The 17,480-nt window shown below is 70.3% G+C and carries 12 protein-coding genes; 3 read left to right on the plus strand and 9 right to left on the minus strand.

The genetic code is table 11. The features are described from left to right. Positions 1-4: 4 nt before the first annotated feature. The 3 genes from MQN93_RS18085 to MQN93_RS18095 all read right to left on the minus strand — a co-directional run bounded on the left by MQN93_RS18085 (position 5) and on the right by MQN93_RS18095 (position 4,024). Positions 5-1,270 (minus strand): ABC transporter substrate-binding protein, encoded by a 1,266-nt coding sequence (locus MQN93_RS18085; RefSeq protein ID WP_242710288.1) that lies wholly within the window; start codon positions 1,268-1,270, stop codon positions 5-7. A 17-nt stretch (positions 1,271-1,287) separates the two neighbouring features. Beyond that, complete coding sequence (locus MQN93_RS18090; RefSeq protein ID WP_242710289.1) at positions 1,288-2,883, minus strand: FAD-dependent oxidoreductase; 1,596 nt, start codon at positions 2,881-2,883, stop codon at positions 1,288-1,290. A gap of 115 nt (positions 2,884-2,998) precedes the next feature. Next, positions 2,999-4,024, minus strand: coding sequence for a LacI family DNA-binding transcriptional regulator (locus MQN93_RS18095; RefSeq protein ID WP_242710290.1), 1,026 nt, complete (start codon positions 4,022-4,024; stop codon positions 2,999-3,001). 264 nt (positions 4,025-4,288) lie between these two features. On the opposite strand from MQN93_RS18095, the gene MQN93_RS18100 reads away from it, so the two are divergent. Together MQN93_RS18100 and MQN93_RS18105 are read left to right on the plus strand one after the other, a co-directional pair. Further along, on the plus strand, positions 4,289-6,163 hold the full coding sequence (locus tag MQN93_RS18100; RefSeq protein WP_242710291.1) for a hypothetical protein: 1,875 nt from the start codon (positions 4,289-4,291) through the stop codon (positions 6,161-6,163). Between the two features lie 50 nt (positions 6,164-6,213). Then, complete coding sequence (locus MQN93_RS18105) at positions 6,214-6,714, plus strand: GNAT family N-acetyltransferase (protein ID WP_242710292.1); 501 nt, start codon at positions 6,214-6,216, stop codon at positions 6,712-6,714. Here MQN93_RS18105 and MQN93_RS18110 read toward each other — a convergent pair. After that, a complete protein-coding gene (locus MQN93_RS18110; protein ID WP_242710293.1) occupies positions 6,687-6,932 on the minus strand; it encodes a hypothetical protein in 246 nt (81 codons plus the stop codon). The genes MQN93_RS18105 and MQN93_RS18110 overlap by 28 nt on opposite strands. 89 nt (positions 6,933-7,021) lie before the next feature. Next, positions 7,022-9,619, minus strand: coding sequence for a rifamycin-inactivating phosphotransferase (gene rph, locus MQN93_RS18115; protein WP_242710294.1), 2,598 nt, complete (start codon positions 9,617-9,619; stop codon positions 7,022-7,024). A 245-nt stretch (positions 9,620-9,864) separates the two neighbouring features. Between rph and MQN93_RS18120 the strand changes: the two genes are divergently transcribed. Beyond that, positions 9,865-12,087: an ATP-binding SpoIIE family protein phosphatase gene (locus MQN93_RS18120; RefSeq protein ID WP_242710295.1), complete on the plus strand. Its 2,223-nt coding sequence runs from the start codon at positions 9,865-9,867 to the stop codon at positions 12,085-12,087. A 26-nt stretch (positions 12,088-12,113) separates the two neighbouring features. Here the strand turns inward: MQN93_RS18120 and MQN93_RS18125 are convergent, their stop codons facing one another. The 4 genes from MQN93_RS18125 to MQN93_RS18140 form a co-directional block, all read right to left on the minus strand. Beyond that, entirely contained in the window at positions 12,114-13,298 is a 1,185-nt protein-coding gene (locus MQN93_RS18125; protein ID WP_242710296.1) for a beta-ketoacyl-[acyl-carrier-protein] synthase family protein, read from the minus strand. A gap of 184 nt (positions 13,299-13,482) precedes the next feature. Next, positions 13,483-14,472 (minus strand): aldo/keto reductase, encoded by a 990-nt coding sequence (locus MQN93_RS18130; RefSeq protein WP_242710297.1) that lies wholly within the window; start codon positions 14,470-14,472, stop codon positions 13,483-13,485. Positions 14,473-14,865: 393 nt separating this feature from the next. Then, complete coding sequence (locus tag MQN93_RS18135) at positions 14,866-16,224, minus strand: beta-1,3-glucanase family protein (protein ID WP_242710298.1); 1,359 nt, start codon at positions 16,222-16,224, stop codon at positions 14,866-14,868. A gap of 179 nt (positions 16,225-16,403) precedes the next feature. After that, entirely contained in the window at positions 16,404-17,444 is a 1,041-nt protein-coding gene (locus MQN93_RS18140; protein WP_242710299.1) for a LacI family DNA-binding transcriptional regulator, read from the minus strand. Between the last annotated feature and the right edge of the window lie 36 nt (positions 17,445-17,480).

A 17,480-nucleotide genomic window follows, 5' to 3' on the forward strand; every position in this document is an offset into this window, starting at 1 on the left:
GCCGTCACTGCTCCAGCTGCGGCTTGATGGAGTTGCAGACTCCCGTCAGGACCTTCTGTACGTCGGCGTTCGGCTTCCACAGCGCGTCGAGACCGGAGCGTACGGAGGCGTAGATCTCGGCCTGGCCGATGTGGACGGGCTTGACCTTGCCGTTCTTGATGCCGTCGACGACGACGTCGTCGAGTTGCTTCTCGCTGAGCTTGGCATTGCTCTTGGCGAGCGTGGCGGCGTTCAGCTGGGAGGAGCGGGCCTGCGGGAAGTAGGCACCGAGCTTCGCGGAGTTCTCCTTGTTGGTCAGATACGCCTGGAAGCCGGCCGCGGCGTCGGCGTGTTTGCTCTTGGCGAGCACCGCGATCCCGGCCTGGCCGATCACGGCGTACTTGCCCTCGGGCCCTTCGGGCAGCGGGACGAAGTCCCACTTGAACTTGTCGGTGAGGAGGGAGGCCCGGCTCATCTGGGTGACGGTCATGGCGGACTCACCGGCGAAGAAGTCGGCGGTCGTGCCCGGCGCGAGCATCGCCTCGTCGTCGAAGATCGCCTTGTGCAGGCTGGTCATCGCGGCGACCATCTGCGGCTTGTCGAAGCCGCAGGTCTTTCCGTCGGCGGACCAGGCCTGGGCGCCCCAACCGTCCCAGTAGGTGGCGAGGTTGTCCCACGCCTTGTAGTCGAAGTCGCGGATCACCATGCCCGTCTTGCCGGTCTTGGCGTGGACGGCGGCACCGATCGTGTCGACCTCGTCCCAGTTCCACTTGCCCTGCTTGATCAGCTCGGCGGGGGCCGGCTGTCCGGCCTTCTTCAGCATGTCCAGGTTGACGAAGACGCCGAAGGGCGAGGTGGAGAAGGGGTAGGCGTAGAGCTTGCCGTCCTGCTGCCAGATCTTCTTGGCGGCGGGCAGCACGTCGGGATCGTCCTTGACCTCCTTCAAAGCGCCCGAGGAGACGAAGTCGGCGGCGGAGTTCTCGAAGATCCACGCCAGGTCGGGGGCCTTGCCGCCCGCCATCTGGGTGGTGAGGGTCTCGGTGTAGTTCTCCACCGGGAGGACGTCGAACTTGATCGACTTCACCTCGGGGTGCGTCTTGCGGTACGCGTCGGCGATGCCGTTGAGGAGCTTGAGGTGTTCCGGGGCGCCCGACCAGACCGTCATCCGCAGGTTGACGGGCCCGTCGTCGGAACCGCTGCCGTCACCGCCGCCGCAGGCGGTCAGGGCGAGAAGTCCGGTGGCTGCCAGGGCGGCGAACTTCCTTGTGCGCTGCTGTCGTTGGGTGTTCATGCGGGTGTCTCTCCTGGTCAGTAGCCACTGATGTCGGGCCAGCGCAGTTCGACGCCGTGGGCGCGGAGCAGATGCTGGAACGTCTCGAGCCGGTCAGGGGTGTTGCGTACGGCGCGGGGGGTGAGGTGGTGCTCGACGCAGTGGGCCGCGAGCAGTCCGGCGACCTCGCCGATGTTCCACTCGACGGGGTGCAGCCGGTAGCAGCCGTTGGTGATGTGGGTGGTGCCGAGGTTCTTGCCGGCGGGCAGCAGGTTCTCCATGCGGGTCGGTATCAGCGCGCCGAGCGGTATCTCGAACGGGCTGGAGGGGACGTCGATGTAGGTGTCGCCGCCGGTGGAGGGGTGCAGGTCGATGCGGTACATGCCGATGCCGACCGAGTCCGGGTAGTTCACGGCTCCCTTGCCGCCGCGCACATCGAGGGACAGGTCCTGCTCGACGACGGTGTACTCGGCGCGGATGCGGCGGGACTCGCGGATGTAGGGCGCCTGGGCGAGGCCGTCCGCTCCCCCGGTGATGTCACCGCGCAGCCGCAGCCCGGGGAAGCCGGTGCCGCCGTCGGCGCGCGGGGCCTCGGTCTGCATCCAGTACAGGAGGGAGTACGACAGCTCCTTCGCGGCGGCCAGATGTGCCCGGGCGTCGGGGACGTCGATGACCGGACCCTCCCAGTAGTCGATCATCGGCCAGTTGACGAGGGTGATGTCGCTCGCGTACGCGCCGGGGACGAAGTTGTCGCGGGCGGCGATGCGCCGGAAGGTCCACAGGTTCATGTCGCCGCCGCTGACCCGCTGGTCGGCGACGACCTCGGCGGGGTCGTCGCCGGGGTTCGGGGTGAAGCCGCGTTCGACGACTTCCAGGGTGCGCGGGTGCGGGGCGGACCAGGACAGCAGCGGGGCGCCCCAGAAGGAGGGCCGGTAGGAGCGCCAGAAGTCGTAGGAGGCGGGGCGGTCGATGGTGTGGTCGCCGTCGACGTGGTCGAGGGCGAAGCAGTAGGAGACGGCCTGCATGTTCAGCGGCTGGGCGGTCTCCGGGGCGGAGGGCTCGCCGGTGTCGCTCTGCGCCTCGAAGCCGGTGACGTACTCGGTCCCGGTCAGCGGCAGCAGCTCGCCGGTCTCGGTGGCGTCGAGCACATAGGCGGCGGTCGCGGTGATCCGCTCGCCGCTGTCACGGTGGGCGAGGGTCACGGCGGTCACCCGGTCGCCGTCCGTGTCCGCGGTCACGGGGCGGTAGGGCTGCAGGACGGTGAGCCGGCCGCTGCCGCGGTGGGGGGCGAGCATCGCGTCGATGACGGCGACGCCCACGCGCGGTTCGTGGCAGAGCCGGCTCACCCAGCCCGCACCGGGGTTGAGCTCACGGCGGGCGCGGGCCTGTGCGGTCAGCGGGTAGTGGCGCCGGTAGTAGTCGCGGATGCCGTCGCGCAGCGCCCGATAGGAGGCGGTGGCGCCGAACTGCTCGATCCAGGTGTGCTCGTCCGGCGGCACGGCCTGGCTGGTGAGCTGACCGCCCAGCCAGTCGTACTCCTCCGTGAGGATCACACTCCGGCCGGCGCGCAGCGCACCGAGCGCTGCCGCGACACCACCGGTGCCGCCACCGACGACGAGGACGTCCGCGTGCATGGGTCTCCTTGCTGAAAGGGGTGTCGCTGAAAGGGGTGTCGCTGAAAGGGGCGTTGCTCGAAGGGCCGTTGTTGAAAGGGGTGTTGCTGGAGAAGGCGTTGTGGTGACAGGCGCGTCAGTGGGCCGGCGGGCCGAGGGTCTCCCCCTGGGTGAGCTCGCAGTCGAGCAGCCGCTGGGTGACGGACGTCTGTCCGTGCAGGACGTCGACCAGCAGCTCCACCGCCTGCTGCCCCATCTGCGGCCGGGGGATGTGGAATCCGGTGAAGTCCAGGGAGGAATGGACCGGGATGGTCGGATCGCCCAGGGTGACCATCGACAGGTCGCCCGGGATGGACAGGCCGTGGGCCGCCGCGGCCTGCGCGAGGGCCACCGCTTCGGCCTCCACCTCCGCGAACACCGCGGTGACGCCCGCCTCCAGGACCCGGGCCAGCCGCTCGGCCGCGTCCGGTGTGTCGCCGGAGAGGAACGGCGCCCTGGCCCCGGCCGCCCGGCGGAAGCCCGTCAGTCGGTCCGCGGAGGACTCCGCCCCCGTGCCCGGTCCCACGAAGGCGAAGCGCCGATGGCCCAACGCGCGGGCGCGATCGACGAGTTGGGCCGTGGCGTTCACATAGTCGGCGCCCACGTACGGCACCGGCCGGCCGTCGGCGTCGTCGCGGCGGCCCACGCAGACGAACGGGTAGTCCTCCGCGACCAGCCTGCTGAGTTCCGTCGACGGGATCTCGCGTCCCAGCAGGACACAGCCGTCCGCGACCCGCAGCCGGTTGTTCTCGTGGAAGATCCGCCGCTGCCCGTCGCGCACGGGCGCCGAGGTGAACAGCAGCAGATCGCAGCCGCTGCGCTCCGCACTCTCCTCGATGCCGCGCAGGAAGGGGTGGTAGAAGTCGGCGCTGGTGCTGGGGAAGACCGGTTCGTAGGTGAACACGCCGAGGATCTGGTTGAGCTGCTTGAGCATCCGGCGGGCCAGCGGATCCGCCGCGTACCCGGTCTCCCGGATCACCTGCAGGACCCGGTCCCGGGTCTCGGGGGCGATCCGCGCACCGGCGTCCCCCCGGTTGTTGAGCACCAGCGAGACCGTTGTCTGGCTGACGCCCGCAAGCCGGGCGATGTCACGCTGTGTGAGCCTTCCGGGAGCCTGGCTCATGAGTGATCGCCCTTCATCGACGGTGCTAATACGCATTGCTCATCAGGTGAACGGACCGTAGAGCGCGCGGCGCGGGCCCGTCAAGAGGTTCGACCGGCGCAACAAATCCCTGTAGTAATTCGCATTAGCAGCTTGACGACGGCTCCGGATGAGGCGAATGTGGCCGATCAGTCGACGACATGCTCCGTCCGGTCACGCACCGTCGACGGTCATCTCCGTTGCCTCGACTCACCGTTGACGCACACATCGCCCAGGAGCCGCCTCGTGAAGTACGGAACCTCCCTGTCGCGCCGCGCCCTGCTCACCGCCGCCGGAGCCACGGGCCTCGCCATGGCGCTGCCCGCACCCCGCGCCCTGGCCACCGGCAGCCTCCCGAACCTGACGCCCCTGCCCGCGGGCGCACCCCACCGGGGTGACTTCGTCCCCGAGGAACAGCGCTTCGCCTCCTACCTCGTGAGCCTCGCCCCGATGGTCAACGACATCGAGGGCAGCGACTCCTCGACCTTCGGCTTCATGGGCGGCGGATGGTGGCGTACGCCGTCGGCGCCGTACAACGCCCGGGTGCAGGAGCACGTCTACACGCTGGCCTGGTTCCTCACCAACGCCCGCTCCTGGAACCCGTATGCGGGAGACCCCGCCCTGCTGGCGGGCCTGGACGCGGCGCTCGGCCACTATCTGGGCCTCCAGCACTCCGACGGCTCGTGGTCGGAGTACAGCGCCGGCGAACACTCCCTGCCCGCCACCGGCTTCGCACTCGGCTACCTCAGCAAGACCCATGTCCTGCTCAAGCGGGCGAACCTGCTGCCGACCCGGCGCACCCAGATCGCCCAGGCCCTGCACGCCGCGATGACCTGGCTTCTCGACCCGTCCAACGACGGTGTGTGGCAGACCCCGATCCACTTCGCGAACCAGGTCACCGCGGGACTCGCCGGATCGGCGCTGGCGCTGCGGACCAACCCCGACGCGCACCTGAGCGCCCAACTGACCAGCGCCTTCGCGCGTCTTGCGGACACCGGGCAGAGTCCGGCCGGCTTCTTCTACGAGAAGGGCGGCATGGACATGAACTACAACTTCGAGGTGATGCTGCCCGAACTGGCCGACGCCTGGCGCCAGTCGGGCAACGACGGCCTGGTGACGATGGCGGAGAAGTACACGGACTGGCTCGGCTACAACCTGCTCCGCGAGCCCGACGGCTCCGGCTGGTTCAGCAACATCGCACCGTCCACCCGGACCAGCACCCTCGCCTACGCCGACACCCGCCCCGACCCGGAACGCACAGCGCTCGACGCCCAGTTCGTCCCCGCGGTACCGGCCCTGGGAGCGTTCCTGTCCGCACGCGAGGACATGGCCGCCGCCCGCGCCGCCTGGGCCGCGGACACCTCGCCCGTGCCGGGCCTGGTCAAGCAGGACACCTCCCCGCGCATCCTCAGCCACGCGATCTACGGCGAGCGCTACCCGACCAGGCGGGCGAAGAGCGCGGCCGTCGCCGCCGTGCCGTACATCGCCTCGAAGAACTTCACCGAGCACCGCACCGACCACGGCCAGGACTTCCTCTACGTCCGCCGCCCCAACGTCTATCTCGGCGCCTACCTCGGCGCCAGGCCGACCACCCTCGCCCGCACGGGACTTGCCTTCCTCTGGCACCCGGTAGCGGGCACGATCGTCCAGTCCCTGAACAACAACGACTACGGCGTGTGGTCCACCGTGCTGCCCGGTCAGCAGCCGGACTCCGACGGCCCGCAGACCGGCGAGTTCTTCGGCGGCAAGCCCTACGCCTTCCGCTTCTCCACCCCGACCGGGTCGGTCGTCACCGATGTGAGAGTCGGCAACGGCCTGGTGGAGCGGTCGGTGCGGGCCGGCTCGTCCGCGACGGAGACCATGCCGCTGATCCTCAAGGAGTCCGACCGGGTCGTCTTCTCCGACGGCACCACCGTGCCCTGGGGCGGCTCGGCCTCCGCCACCGCGACCGGCGTCGACCTGCACCGCGGCCCGGGCGTCGTACACATCCGCTGGGGCACACCCCACCCGGCCACCCTCGCGGCCGCCTCGGTCACCTATCTGGGCGGGACCCGACGCATGCACATTCTGAAGGTCCCGCACTCCGGCTCGATCGACGTGTCCATCAGGCTGGCCTACTGACGACCGCCCCGCTGCGGCACACCCACCGGATCACCGTCTACGGTGGGGCGATGCCTGAGCTGACGCAGCTGAATGCGGGCCACGCGCCTGCGGTCCTCGCCTTCGAGCTGGCCAATCGCGCCTACTTCGCCGCTTCGGTCACCGACCGCGGCGACGCGTACTTCGACCGGTTCGCCGACGGGTTCAGCGCTCTGCTGGCCGAGCAGGAGTCCGGCGCGTGCGTCTTCTACGTACTCGTCGACGAGGACGGCTCGATTCTGGGCCGCTTCAACCTGTACGACCTGAAAGACGGATCCGCCGATCTCGGCTACCGGGTCGCGCAGCACGTCGCCGGTCGCGGATTGGCGACCGAAACCGTCCGCGAGGTGTGCCGGCTGGCGGCCGAACGCCACGGCCTGCACACCCTCAGGGCGGGGAGCGCCCTCACCAACACCGCGTCCCGAAGGGTGCTCGTCAAGGCCGGATTCGTGCCGGTCGGCCCGGCCGAGCCGTCCGACCTGGGCGGCAAGCCGGGCACGTGGTATCAGCGCGACCTGGCGTCCCTGCGGTAGATCCGTCGCGAACCGCCGCCCGTACGGGGCCTGTTGTCGCGGTCGTAGCGGACGACCCGGAACGAGGCGAGCAGTGCCTCCACGCTCGTCGGCCCGGCGTCCTCGGTGCGCAGCGGCAGGTGCTCCGCGACGAGGACGTACGGGCAGGGTGCGGCCGGGTCGCCGCCGACGGTCGTGCGGACACCGTCGGCGGCACCGCCCACGAGCTCGATCTCCATGCGGATCGTCTGCCCCGTCGTGCGCCCTTCACGTCCACGGCACACCGTCGTTCCTCGACTCGCGCCGACAGGGGCCCAGGTGAGGAGGGTCAGGACAGGATCTCGACGTACCCGTCCGTTCCGTGGACGCGGATGCGTTGTCCGTCCCGGATGAGCCGGGTGGCCTGCTCCACGCCCACGACGGCCGGCAGGCCGTACTCGCGGGCGATCACCGCGCCGTGGGTCATCTGGCCGCCGACTTCGGTCACCAGACCGGCGATGCCGACGAACAACGGCGACCAGCTGGGGTCGGTGAACGGCGTGACCAGGATGTCGCCCGCTTCGAGATCGGCCTGTGCCATCTCCAGGATGACGCGGGCCCTTCCCTCGACGGTCCCGGCGGAGACGGGCAGGCCGACCAGGGCGCCTTCCGGCACGTCGTCGCGTCGGTACGAGCCGGTGACGGACTCGCCCTCCGAGGTGAGCACGCGGGGCGGTGTGAGCGCCTCATAGGACCGGAAGGCCTCTTTGCGCTGCTGGATGAGCCGGTCGTCCACCCGCTGCGCGCGCACGGCGTCGCCGAACTCCTGGAAGGTGAGGTAGAAGACGTCCTCCTTCACCGCGAGCAGCCCGGCCTCGACCAGGCGCTCGGCCTCCGCCAGCAGTGCCTGCTTGTAGAGGAAGTAGCGGCTGACGATGCCGTACTTCGGGTACTCACGGTAGCCGATGAAGGTGCGGACCCGGTCGATCATCCGCTTGGTCTCGTCGGCCTTCCGCTCGCCGTCCGGCAGGGCCCGCAGCCGTGTCAGCACGTCCTGTTCCTTCGCGAGCGCCGCCTGGCGCCCCTGCTCGAAGCGCCGCTCGGCCGCGCCCGGTTCGAAGTTCCTGACGTTGTCGAGGATCACGGGCACGAGCGAACTGGGACGCTCGCGCCAGCGTGGCCTGGTGATGTCGATCTCGCCGACGCAGCGCATGCCGTACCGGTCGAGGTAGGCCTCGATGGCGTCGCGCGCCTCCGTGCCGCCCGCGAGCTTCGCCATCTCGCCCAGGAAGTCGTCGTCCTCGACGCCCTGAAGGAACTCGACCACCTCCGGATGGGGGCGGACCGCGTCGGCGACGTCGAGCAGTGCGAGTCCCATCTCCGAGGTGATGTTGCCGGGGGCGGACAGGGTGAGCGTGTCAGCCGCGTTCTTCTCGCCGAGCCATTCCTGCAGATGGTCGTTGAGCCACCACGTGGCCTCCATCCCCGCCATGATCGCCTGCATGTTCAGCGGGTCGCCGAGCACTCGCTTGTGCTCCACGAAGGCTTCCAGCAGGAAGTCGAACAGCTCCGGTCCGCTCTTCGTGCGGATGTCGCGCTCCAGGGCGGCGATGGACGCCTGGCTCCGCTCGATCAGCTCGGTGACGACGGCCGGATCGGTCTCGACCGGCGCGAGCGCGCTTCGGGCCGGCGGCCCGACGGGCCCCGCGTCGGGAAGCGACGGGACGAAGTCGCCGCGGTCGAGGATGGTCTCCAGTGCGTCCCTGATCAGCGGATCGCCCCGGCCCATGACGTCCAGGAGGGCGGCACGGCTCGCGGGCGCCGCCAGGCGCGGGGTGACCTCGACGAACAGCCTGCCGGCGGCCTCGTGCATCCGCGCCATCGCCGTCAGCTGCCACATGGAGTACCCGAGGGGCTTCATGGGGTCGGTCATCATCTGCTGGTGGCCGACGGAGACGTAGACGTGATTGTCCTGGTCATCGGCTACGGGGATGGGGAACAGCGTCGTGATCGGGCGGCTCTGCACGATGTGGAAGGCGCCGTCGGCCAGACACCATTCGATGTCCTGGGGACGGCCGAAGTGCGCTTCGATCCGCCGCCCGAGGCCTACGAGGTCCACGACCTGCGCGTCCGACAGAGCCGGCTGCTCCTGCTGCTGCGCGTCGACGGCCGTTTCCTGGGTGCCGCCGGACGGCAGTGCCCGCACGGCTCGCTGTTTGGCGGCGATCGTCCTGGCGACGATTTCGCCGTGCCGCACCTTGAAGACGTCCGGGTTCACCAGGCCGGAGACCAGTGCCTCGCCCAGTCCGAAGCCGGCGTCCACGGTGGCGACCGTCCGGTTGCCGGTGACGGGGTCGGCCGTGAACAGGATGCCGGACGCCTGGGGGAAGACCATCCGCTGCACCACCACGGCCATGTGGACCGCACGGTGGTCGATGCCGTTGCGCCGCCGGTAGGTCACGGCCCGCTCGGTGAACAGCGAGGCCCAGCACCGGCTGACATGCTCCAGGACGGCAGCCGTCCCGATGACGTTCAGATACGTGTCCTGCTGGCCGGCGAAGGACGCCGTCGGCAGGTCCTCGGCCGTCGCGCTGGACCGGACGGCGTACGCGGCCTGCTCGCCGTGGCGCGAGAGTGCGCCGGTGATCTCCGCCGCGAGGTCGTCCGGGATGGTGATGTCCTCGATGGCCGAGCGGATCCGCGCACTGAGCGTGCGGGTCGTCTCCGCGTCGTCCGGGTGCAGGCGCGAGAGCTCGTCGAGCAGGTCTCCGATCGAGGCCTCCTTTGCCACGATGCGCCGGAAGGCATCGGTCGTCACACAGAAGCCGTCGGGCACGCGGACACCGTCGATCCGCGACAGCGCGCCCAGGTGTGCGCCCTTTCCGCCGGCGACCGCGGTCCGCGTCTCGTCGACCTCGTGCAGATCCAGCACGTACTGCTCGCTCATGCGACCCCGTTTCCGCAGGTTGTGGGCTCGGCGGACGATTCTGCGCCCTGACCCCGGCCTTGCCGCAAGCCCCCCTGTGCGCTATACGTTGAGAAGGGCAAGGGGAGATCTCCTTGCCTTTGTTTTTGCCGTCCGCCGGAACGTGTTATGCAGGAGGTGTGCGGTAAGGGATCTCGGGGCTCCATCGCACGGACTCGGGAATGGCTCTCCGGCGCGCGCCGGAGTCAGCGAGCTGGGTGAGCTGCATGGATCCCACGCCCTCCTCATCGGCGGCCTCGCCGTTCGACATGGTCAGCGGCGCTCTGACCGACTACATCCCCCGGGGCAAGACCACGCAGGCCACAGGTTCCGCGGGAGCGCAGAGCGACACCCCGGCCCGGCCGCCCGCGGACGACCGCCCGGAGGCGGTGGCCGCTGTCCCAGAGGCCGGAGGCGCTGACCGCCCGGAGGCCGGAGGCCAGGAACAGATCCTCGCGGTGGTCAGTCTCGACCGGAACCTCAAGATCACCAGCTGCAATCTGGACGCCGCTCCGTTCGCGGGGGTGACCGCCGAGCCGGGGACGGACTTCGCCACGCTGCTGCCTCCCGGGGACGTGGCGACGGTCACGCAGCGGTTGCGGAACGCCGTCGAGACGCGCGAGGCGCATGTCGCCCGGGTGCAGCGGCTGCGGCGGGACGACGGGACGGACCTGGTCGTCTCGATGAGCATCCTGCCGTCCGCGGCACGGCACGGCGGTCTGACCGTCTCGCTGATCGCCATGGCCAGGCGGCTGCACCTCTACGCCTCCGCCACCGCGATCGGCACGTCCCTGGACATCGGCGAGACCGCGCAGTCCCTCGCCCAGTCCCTGCTGGCCTGGGGAGACGTCGCCGCCGTGGACCTCGATTTCGCCGTGTGGACCGGGGAGGCCGTCACCGAGCAGACGCACGAGCGCATCCGACTGCGCCGGGCCGCCCTGGTGCCGGACCGGCCCTGGCCCAAGGGGTATCTGACGTGCGGGGACAACCTTCCCCGCGAGGCGAGCCGGCTGCTGGTGGGGGCGGTCACGCGCGACGACCTGCCGCAGGCGATCGTCATCCCCGACCGCGAGGCGATCGAGCGGGTGCTCGGTGATCCACGGCTGGTGCGCGCTCTGGTACCGGGCAACCTGCCGGCGACCGTGGCGTGCATACCGCTCGTGGTGGAGGGACCGGAGGGCGCACCGGGGCCCGTCGTGCTGGGTGTGACGGAGGTCTGGCGGCGGCCCGAGCGCCCTTTCCGCGACAGTGAGCTGTTCGACCTGCAGGAACTGGTGGCCAAGACCGCGCGCCACGTGGACCTGGCCCGCCAGCATCAGCGGGAGCACGCGCAGGTTCTGGCGCTGCAGCGCCGGCTGCTGCCGCGGGCCGGCAGCGACACCATCGAGGTCGCCAGCGTCTATCTGCCCACCACTCCGGACAGCGCGGGCGTCGGCGGCGACTGGGTGAACAGCTTTCCGCTGCCGGGTGACCGCACCGCACTCGTGGTCGGCGACGTCGTGGGGCATGGCCTGGGGGCCGCGGCGACCATGGGCCAGCTGAGTATGGAGGCCCGCGCGCTGCTGTCCGCGGGGCTGGGTCCCGGGGAGGTGCTGGAGCGTCTGGACGAGACGGTCACCCTTCTGGACGACACGGACGCGGGTCTGGCGGCCGGGTACAGCGCGCTGGGCTCGACCTGCTGCATCGCGGTCTACGATCCCGTGGACCACCGCGTGGTGCTGTCCAACGCGGGTCATCTGCCCCCGGTCCTCGTCCATCCCGACGGGTCCGCCAGGACCATCGCGGCGCAGCCGCACCCGGGCCTGGGGGCCGAGTTCGCCGTGCGGGAGCCGTTCGACGTGCAGGAGTTCAGCGCGCCGCCCGGCTCGCTCCTCGCCCTCTACACCGACGGTCTGGTGGAGGAGCAGGCGGCCTCCATCGACGACGGGATCGACCGGCTGACGGAACTGGTCCGTGGGGTGCATCCCTGGGACGATCTGCAGGCGACGGCGCGTCGGGTGGTCGGCGAGCTGGCCCCGCAGGGGCGCCTGCGCGACGACGTGACGCTGCTGCTCGCGCGGATGACCGGCCGCCGCAGCCGGGACACCGCGACCTGGCAGCTGCCCGCGCACGAGGGCACGGCCGCCCGCGCCCGAAGCCTCGCCTCGTCCCTCCTACGGCGATGGCGCACCAGCGACCAGGCCCGGGACCGTGCGCTGCTGGTGATCAGCGAACTGGTCACCAACGCCGTCCGGTTCGGCTCCGGTCCGGTCACCGTGCGGCTGGTGAAGGCCGGCGACCACTTGTCGTGCGAGGTCGGCGACACCGGCAACGGCCGTCCGCGGCTGCGGCGCGGTGACGTGCTCGACGACAGCGGGCGCGGCCTGCACGTCATCCACAAGCTCACCACCCGCTGGGGCGTGCGCTGGACCAACACCGGCAAGGCCGTCTGGGCGGAACTGGACCTGTAGCCCGCCGGTTGGCCGGGCAGCGGCGGTCAGAGCCACTCCCCCTCAACGGCCGTGGCGGTCAGCCCGGGCGCGGCCGCGTAGAGAACCGTATGGCTGCCGGTCTTCTGTCCGGCGTCGTGCGCGCGCCGCAGGATGTCGAGTACGGCCGCACCGCCGCGGTTGCCGGTGGTGTAGCTGTCGCGGCTGTACTCCAGGAGCCCGGTCGGCCAGTCGTCGGGCATCGTCTGCTCCATGTACTCCATCACCCGGGTCCCGCCGGGATGGGCGAGCAGCAGATCGGGATGCCAGGCCTGCTCGTCGTGCTCGTGGCGCGTGCGCAACCACTCCCACATCGCGGTGACCGTCTCCTGCACGGCGCGCGGACCGCGGCGGTCCATCACGAAGTGCGTACCGTCGGCCCGGGTGTCCAGCCAGTGCAGGTCGGAGGTGTCGGGCAGGGTGTGGTGCCAGGCGGCGTCCAGCCGCAGAATCGATTCTGTTCTGGGGCGGCCGGTCACCACCGCGGCCACGGCCGTGTCCGCGAACAGCAGCCGCACGATGAGGGATTCCAGGGTGTCGTCGGCGGGCTGGTAGGTGGTGCTCAGCGCCTCCGACACGACCACCAGCACCACCCGGTCGGGATCCGCGGCGACGAGATCGGCCGCTAGGGCCAGCGATCGGGTTCCGGCGATGCAGGCCCACTGGCTGGCCGGCAGCAGCAGTACGTCGCTGCGCAGGGGAAGGCGGTTGAACAGGGACAGGTCCAGGCCCGGCAGGGCCGGGGTCGTGGAGTGGCTGGTGATCAGGCAGTCGACGTCGGCGGTGTCCAGCCCGGCGATCTCCAGGGCCTCGCGGGCCGCGCGCTCCGCGTACGTCTGCACGGCCGCCCAGGCCGGTGCGGTGCGCTCCTGGATGGTCTGCGGCGCCGGTATCGCCTCCAGTGCGGCGATCGCGCGGTCCACCTCGCCCTCGCTGAAGCCGTCACGGGTGAGCGCTTCACGGGCCGCACCGGCGCCGGGAGTTCGCAGTCCGCTTCCGCCGCTGGGCGCCACGGCCGTCTCCAGCGGCAGCATCCATCCGCGGGCGGTGATCCCCGTACTCGCGGCGATGCCGTCGATCCGCGGAAGCCATGGGGCCTGCGGATGGCGACTGCGCACCTCCGCCAGGATCTGGTCGGTCTGTATGGAATGTTCGCCGTGCTTCACGGCGGGAGGACACAAATAGGCGCCCACGATTACGCCCCTCTCTCAGCGAATCCTGACGGCACGAAGTGGCCTGAACCTGCCTAAATCAGCAGACTGGGGTCAAGACGCCGTAGTGGCACTCTACTTCGCACCGTTCACGGATTGGCTGGAACCAGGGATCGAGGGCGCCCGGCTTGTGCCGTTTCCTTCCTCGTTCCTTCCTGGGCCCTTGCTAGCGGTTGACGGACCTCATCCCGACCTCGTCATAGCGCTCACCCGCCGCCTGCGGCAGCTCGGCGTCGATACGGGCCAAGTCGTCCTTGCTGAGCGTGATGTCGAGTGCGCCGGCGTTCTGCTCCAGGTAGGTACGGCGCTTGGTGCCCGGGATCGGGACCAGGTTCTCGCCCTGGGCCAGCACCCATGCGATGGCCAACTGCGCCGGGGTGACGCCCTTCTCGGCGGCGATCTCCTTGACCTTCGCCGCGAGCCTCTGGTTGGCATCCAGATTGGCGTCCTGGAAACGCGGGTTCTGGCGGCGCCAGTCGTTGGCGTCCAGGTCGTCCGGCGAGGTGAACCGGCCGGCGAGGAAGCCGCGGCCGAGCGGCGAGTACGGCACGAACCCGATGCCGAGCTCCCGGCAGGTGGGCAGCACCTCGGCCTCCACGTCCCTGGACCACAGCGAGTACTCGCTCTGTACGGCGGTGATCGGATGCACGGCGTGGGCGCGTCGGATGGTCTCCGCGCTCGCCTCGCTCAGCCCGATGTGGCGGACGGTGCCCGCCTCGACCAGTTCGCCCAGCGCGCCCACGGTCTCCTCGATGGGCACGTTCGGGTCGACCCGGTGCTGGTAGTACAGGTCGATGTGGTCGGTCCCCAGACGCTGCAGGGAGCCGTGGACCGAGCTGCGGACATGCTCGGCGGAACCGTCCTGGGGACCCACCGTGCTGCTGTCGCCGGGTACGGCGTCGTCCATCCGGTAGTTGAACTTCGTCGCGATCACATACTCGTCGCGATGCCCCCGGATCGCCTCGCCGACGAGCGACTCGTTGGTGAGCGGTCCGTACATCTGCGCGGTGTCGAGGAAGGTGATGCCGAGGTCGAGGGCCCGGCGGATGGTGGCGATGCCCTCGTCCTGGTCGGCGGTTCCGTAGAAGGCGGACATGCCCATGCATCCGAGGCCGATGGCCGATACCTGGAGATCCCGCAGACTGCGCTTCTGCATCTGGTGTCCCAGCCTTTCTGCACTTTCGCGCCGTCGGACGGCGGGGCCTCGTGCGCCCCGCCGTCCGCGACGCTACGACCTGGAGCGCACTCGAGCGCAAGCCGGGCCGAGGTGGCGTGTTGGGCTCTGGCACCGCTTCGTCACGGCGGGAGACCAGCCGCTCCAGGCGGCATCGTCGGCCCGGGCGTGTCATGGCCACACGCCCGGTCGACCCGCCTCCGCCGCAGGCGATTCCTGCCGAGCGTGAAACTTCGCCCGTTTATCACCCAAACGGGCAGGTAAGAGAGGCTGGTGGGGTGTGGAGCGCACGGCGGGTCCGTCGGGTCGGTGTGACCCGGCGGACCCGCCGGTCAGGGGTTCAGAGGTCGCTCGGCGTACGGGCTGCCGGATCGGCTACCAGCCGACGGCGACCAGGAGCCATTGCGGGTCGGCATGGGAGATGAAGGAGGACCGGCCCGCCACGTCGTCGTAGGGGAATCCGTAGGCGAGGTTGTTGATGGCGTTGTCGTGCCAGAACTTGGCGTAGTAGTTGGCGGGTGCCGCCTTGTAGAACTGCGCCGGGTCGGACTGCTGGGAGGACGGCAGTGTGGCGACGTGGCGGTTCAGGGCGGCGCACATGTTGGGGTTGCCCGCCAGGGAGGCCGCGCAGCCGAAGATGTCGGAGGTGGCCGCGTTCACGCCCACGGACTGGGCGTAGGCGGTGAAGTAGTTGGCGTTGGCGCCGCCCGCGCGGAAGCTCGGGTCGCTGCCGGGCGCGATGATCCGGTACGGGGCCTGGGTCTGGGCCAGCACGTCGAACTGGGAGGGCACCGCGTCGATGAACCGCTGGAAGGTGGTGGCGCGGTCCTCGGCGAAGGTCTGCCGGTTCTCGCCGACCTCGACGTCGTAGCCGTCCTTGCTGTGCAGGCGCATGGCCAGCTTCAGGCCGAAGGCGTCGACGCGGGTGGTGTTGCCGTTGAAGACGTTGTTGCCGACCGTGAACTCGATGAAGTCGTAGTAGGGGCCGTTGGGTGAGCCCAGGTAGAAGTACATGCGGCCCGCGGAGTTGGCGGGCATGTCGAGGTAGGGCTGCTCGGCGATGGAGTGCGTCTGGCCGTTGAAGCTCCAGTACACCTGGCTGTCGGGGTACTTGCCGTTGGTGCGGTTGAGGATCTTCACCTCGACGGCGTTGCTCGCCGGGGGTATGCCGCTGGTGTCGCCCCAGAAGTCGTCGGGCGCAGCGGAGGTGCCGCCGGGGCCGTAGACCTGGAACTCATACAGGGAGTAGCCGTACGGCGTGGCCCGTGCGGTGCCGTAGAGGCGGACGTAGCGGCCGCTGCCGGAGATGGTGATGTTCTGGGTGCCGCCGGTGGCGGTGGTGGTGGAGTGGACGGTGGTCCAGGTGTTTGCGTCGGTGGAGGTCTGGATCTGGAAGGCGGTCGCGTAGGCGGCCTCCCAGTTCAGGGTGACGCGACTGATCTGCTGGACGGATCCGAGGTCGATCCGGATCCACTGCGGGTCGGAGAAGGCCGAGGACCAGCGGGTGCCGGTGTTGCCGTCGACCGCCGCGCTCGCGGGGAAGGTGCCGCTCTCGGTCGACGAGGCGGTGGCGGGCCTGCCCTGGGACAGCAACTCGTCGGCCGCGTGCGCGGACGAGGGCGCGAGGGCGGCGAAGAAGGCGGCCATCAGGACGACGACCAGGCCGAGAGCCGCGTGTGACCGTGCGGCGCTGGCCGGTGGTCTGCGGGTGGGTGCGCTGACGGAACTCTGCATGGGGGGTCTCCTCAGGCCGGTTCGGCGTGCGTGGGGATGGAGCAACAGCAGAAGAAGAGAGCGCTCTCTGGGGTTCTAGTCCTGCATCCGCCTGACGTCAACAACTGAAGCCAAAATCAAGCGCGTTGCCCTCTGCCCCTACATCCCTTGACGCCTCCGGTACGGACCTGACCGCGCCGTCACGCCGACTCGCGGACCACGAGCTCGGGCTCGAAGACCACCGACGTCACCTCGGTGCGTACGCCCTGGAGGTGCTCGTCGAGCAGGCGGGCCATCCGGGCCGCCATCTCCTCGACCGGCTGGCGGACGGTGGTCAGCCGGGGGCGGCAGGTGACGGCGATGCTGGAATCGTCGAAGCCGACCACCGCGACGTCCTCGGGCACCCGGCGACCGCGTTCACGCAGCACCTGGCAGGCGCCCTGGGCCATGAGATCGTTGGCGGCGAACACCCCGTCCGTGCCCGGATGACGGTCCAGGAGGTCCGCCATGGCCGCGATGCCGCTGTCGAGGGTGAAGCCGCCCTCGGCGACCGGGACGTAGGGGTGGCCGTGGCGGGCGAGTGTGTCGCGGAATCCAGCCAGCCGCTCCTGGCTCGCCGCGACGTCCAACGGGCCGCTGATCGTGGCGAGTTGACGGCATCCGCGGGCAAGCAGATGCTCGGCGGCGAGGTGCGCTCCGTCCCGGTGTGCGAGGTCGACGTAGCTCAGCGGCACCGGACGGGACGGCCGGGCGAAGAGCACCGCGGGGAGCCGGGCGTCGGCGAGGAGGGCGGGCAGCGGGTCGTCGGAGTGGGTGGAGACCACCAGGGCGCCGTCGGCGCGCCCCTGCCGCAGATAGGTCAGCACCTCCTCCCGGGCCTCGGCGGACTCGGCGAACATCAGGACCGGGTGCAGGGAGCGGGGGCGCAGGAAGCCGACGATGCCGCCGACCACGCGCCCGAAGAAGGGGTCCGCGAACACCCGCGCGGCGAAGGCGTTCTGACCGGCGTCCGAGGTGTCGCCCGCGCCGGACACCACCAGGGCTACGGTCTCGGTCCGCCGGGTCACCAGGGAACGGGCGGCCCGGTTGGGCGCGTAACCCGTCCGCCCGATGGCACGGCGGACCAGTTCCTGTATCTCGGGATCCACATTGCGGATGCCGTTGACGACCCGGGACACCGTCGCCCGGGAGACACCGGCCTCCCGGGCGACGTCCTCAAGCGTCGGGGCCCGTCTGCTCATGCAGGCACCCTAACGGACCTGCGGATCACGCAATAG

Origin of the sequence: Streptomyces spinosisporus, from assembly GCF_022698145.1 — a bacterium.
Taxonomy (GTDB): Bacteria; Actinomycetota; Actinomycetes; order Streptomycetales; family Streptomycetaceae; genus Streptomyces; species Streptomyces spinosisporus.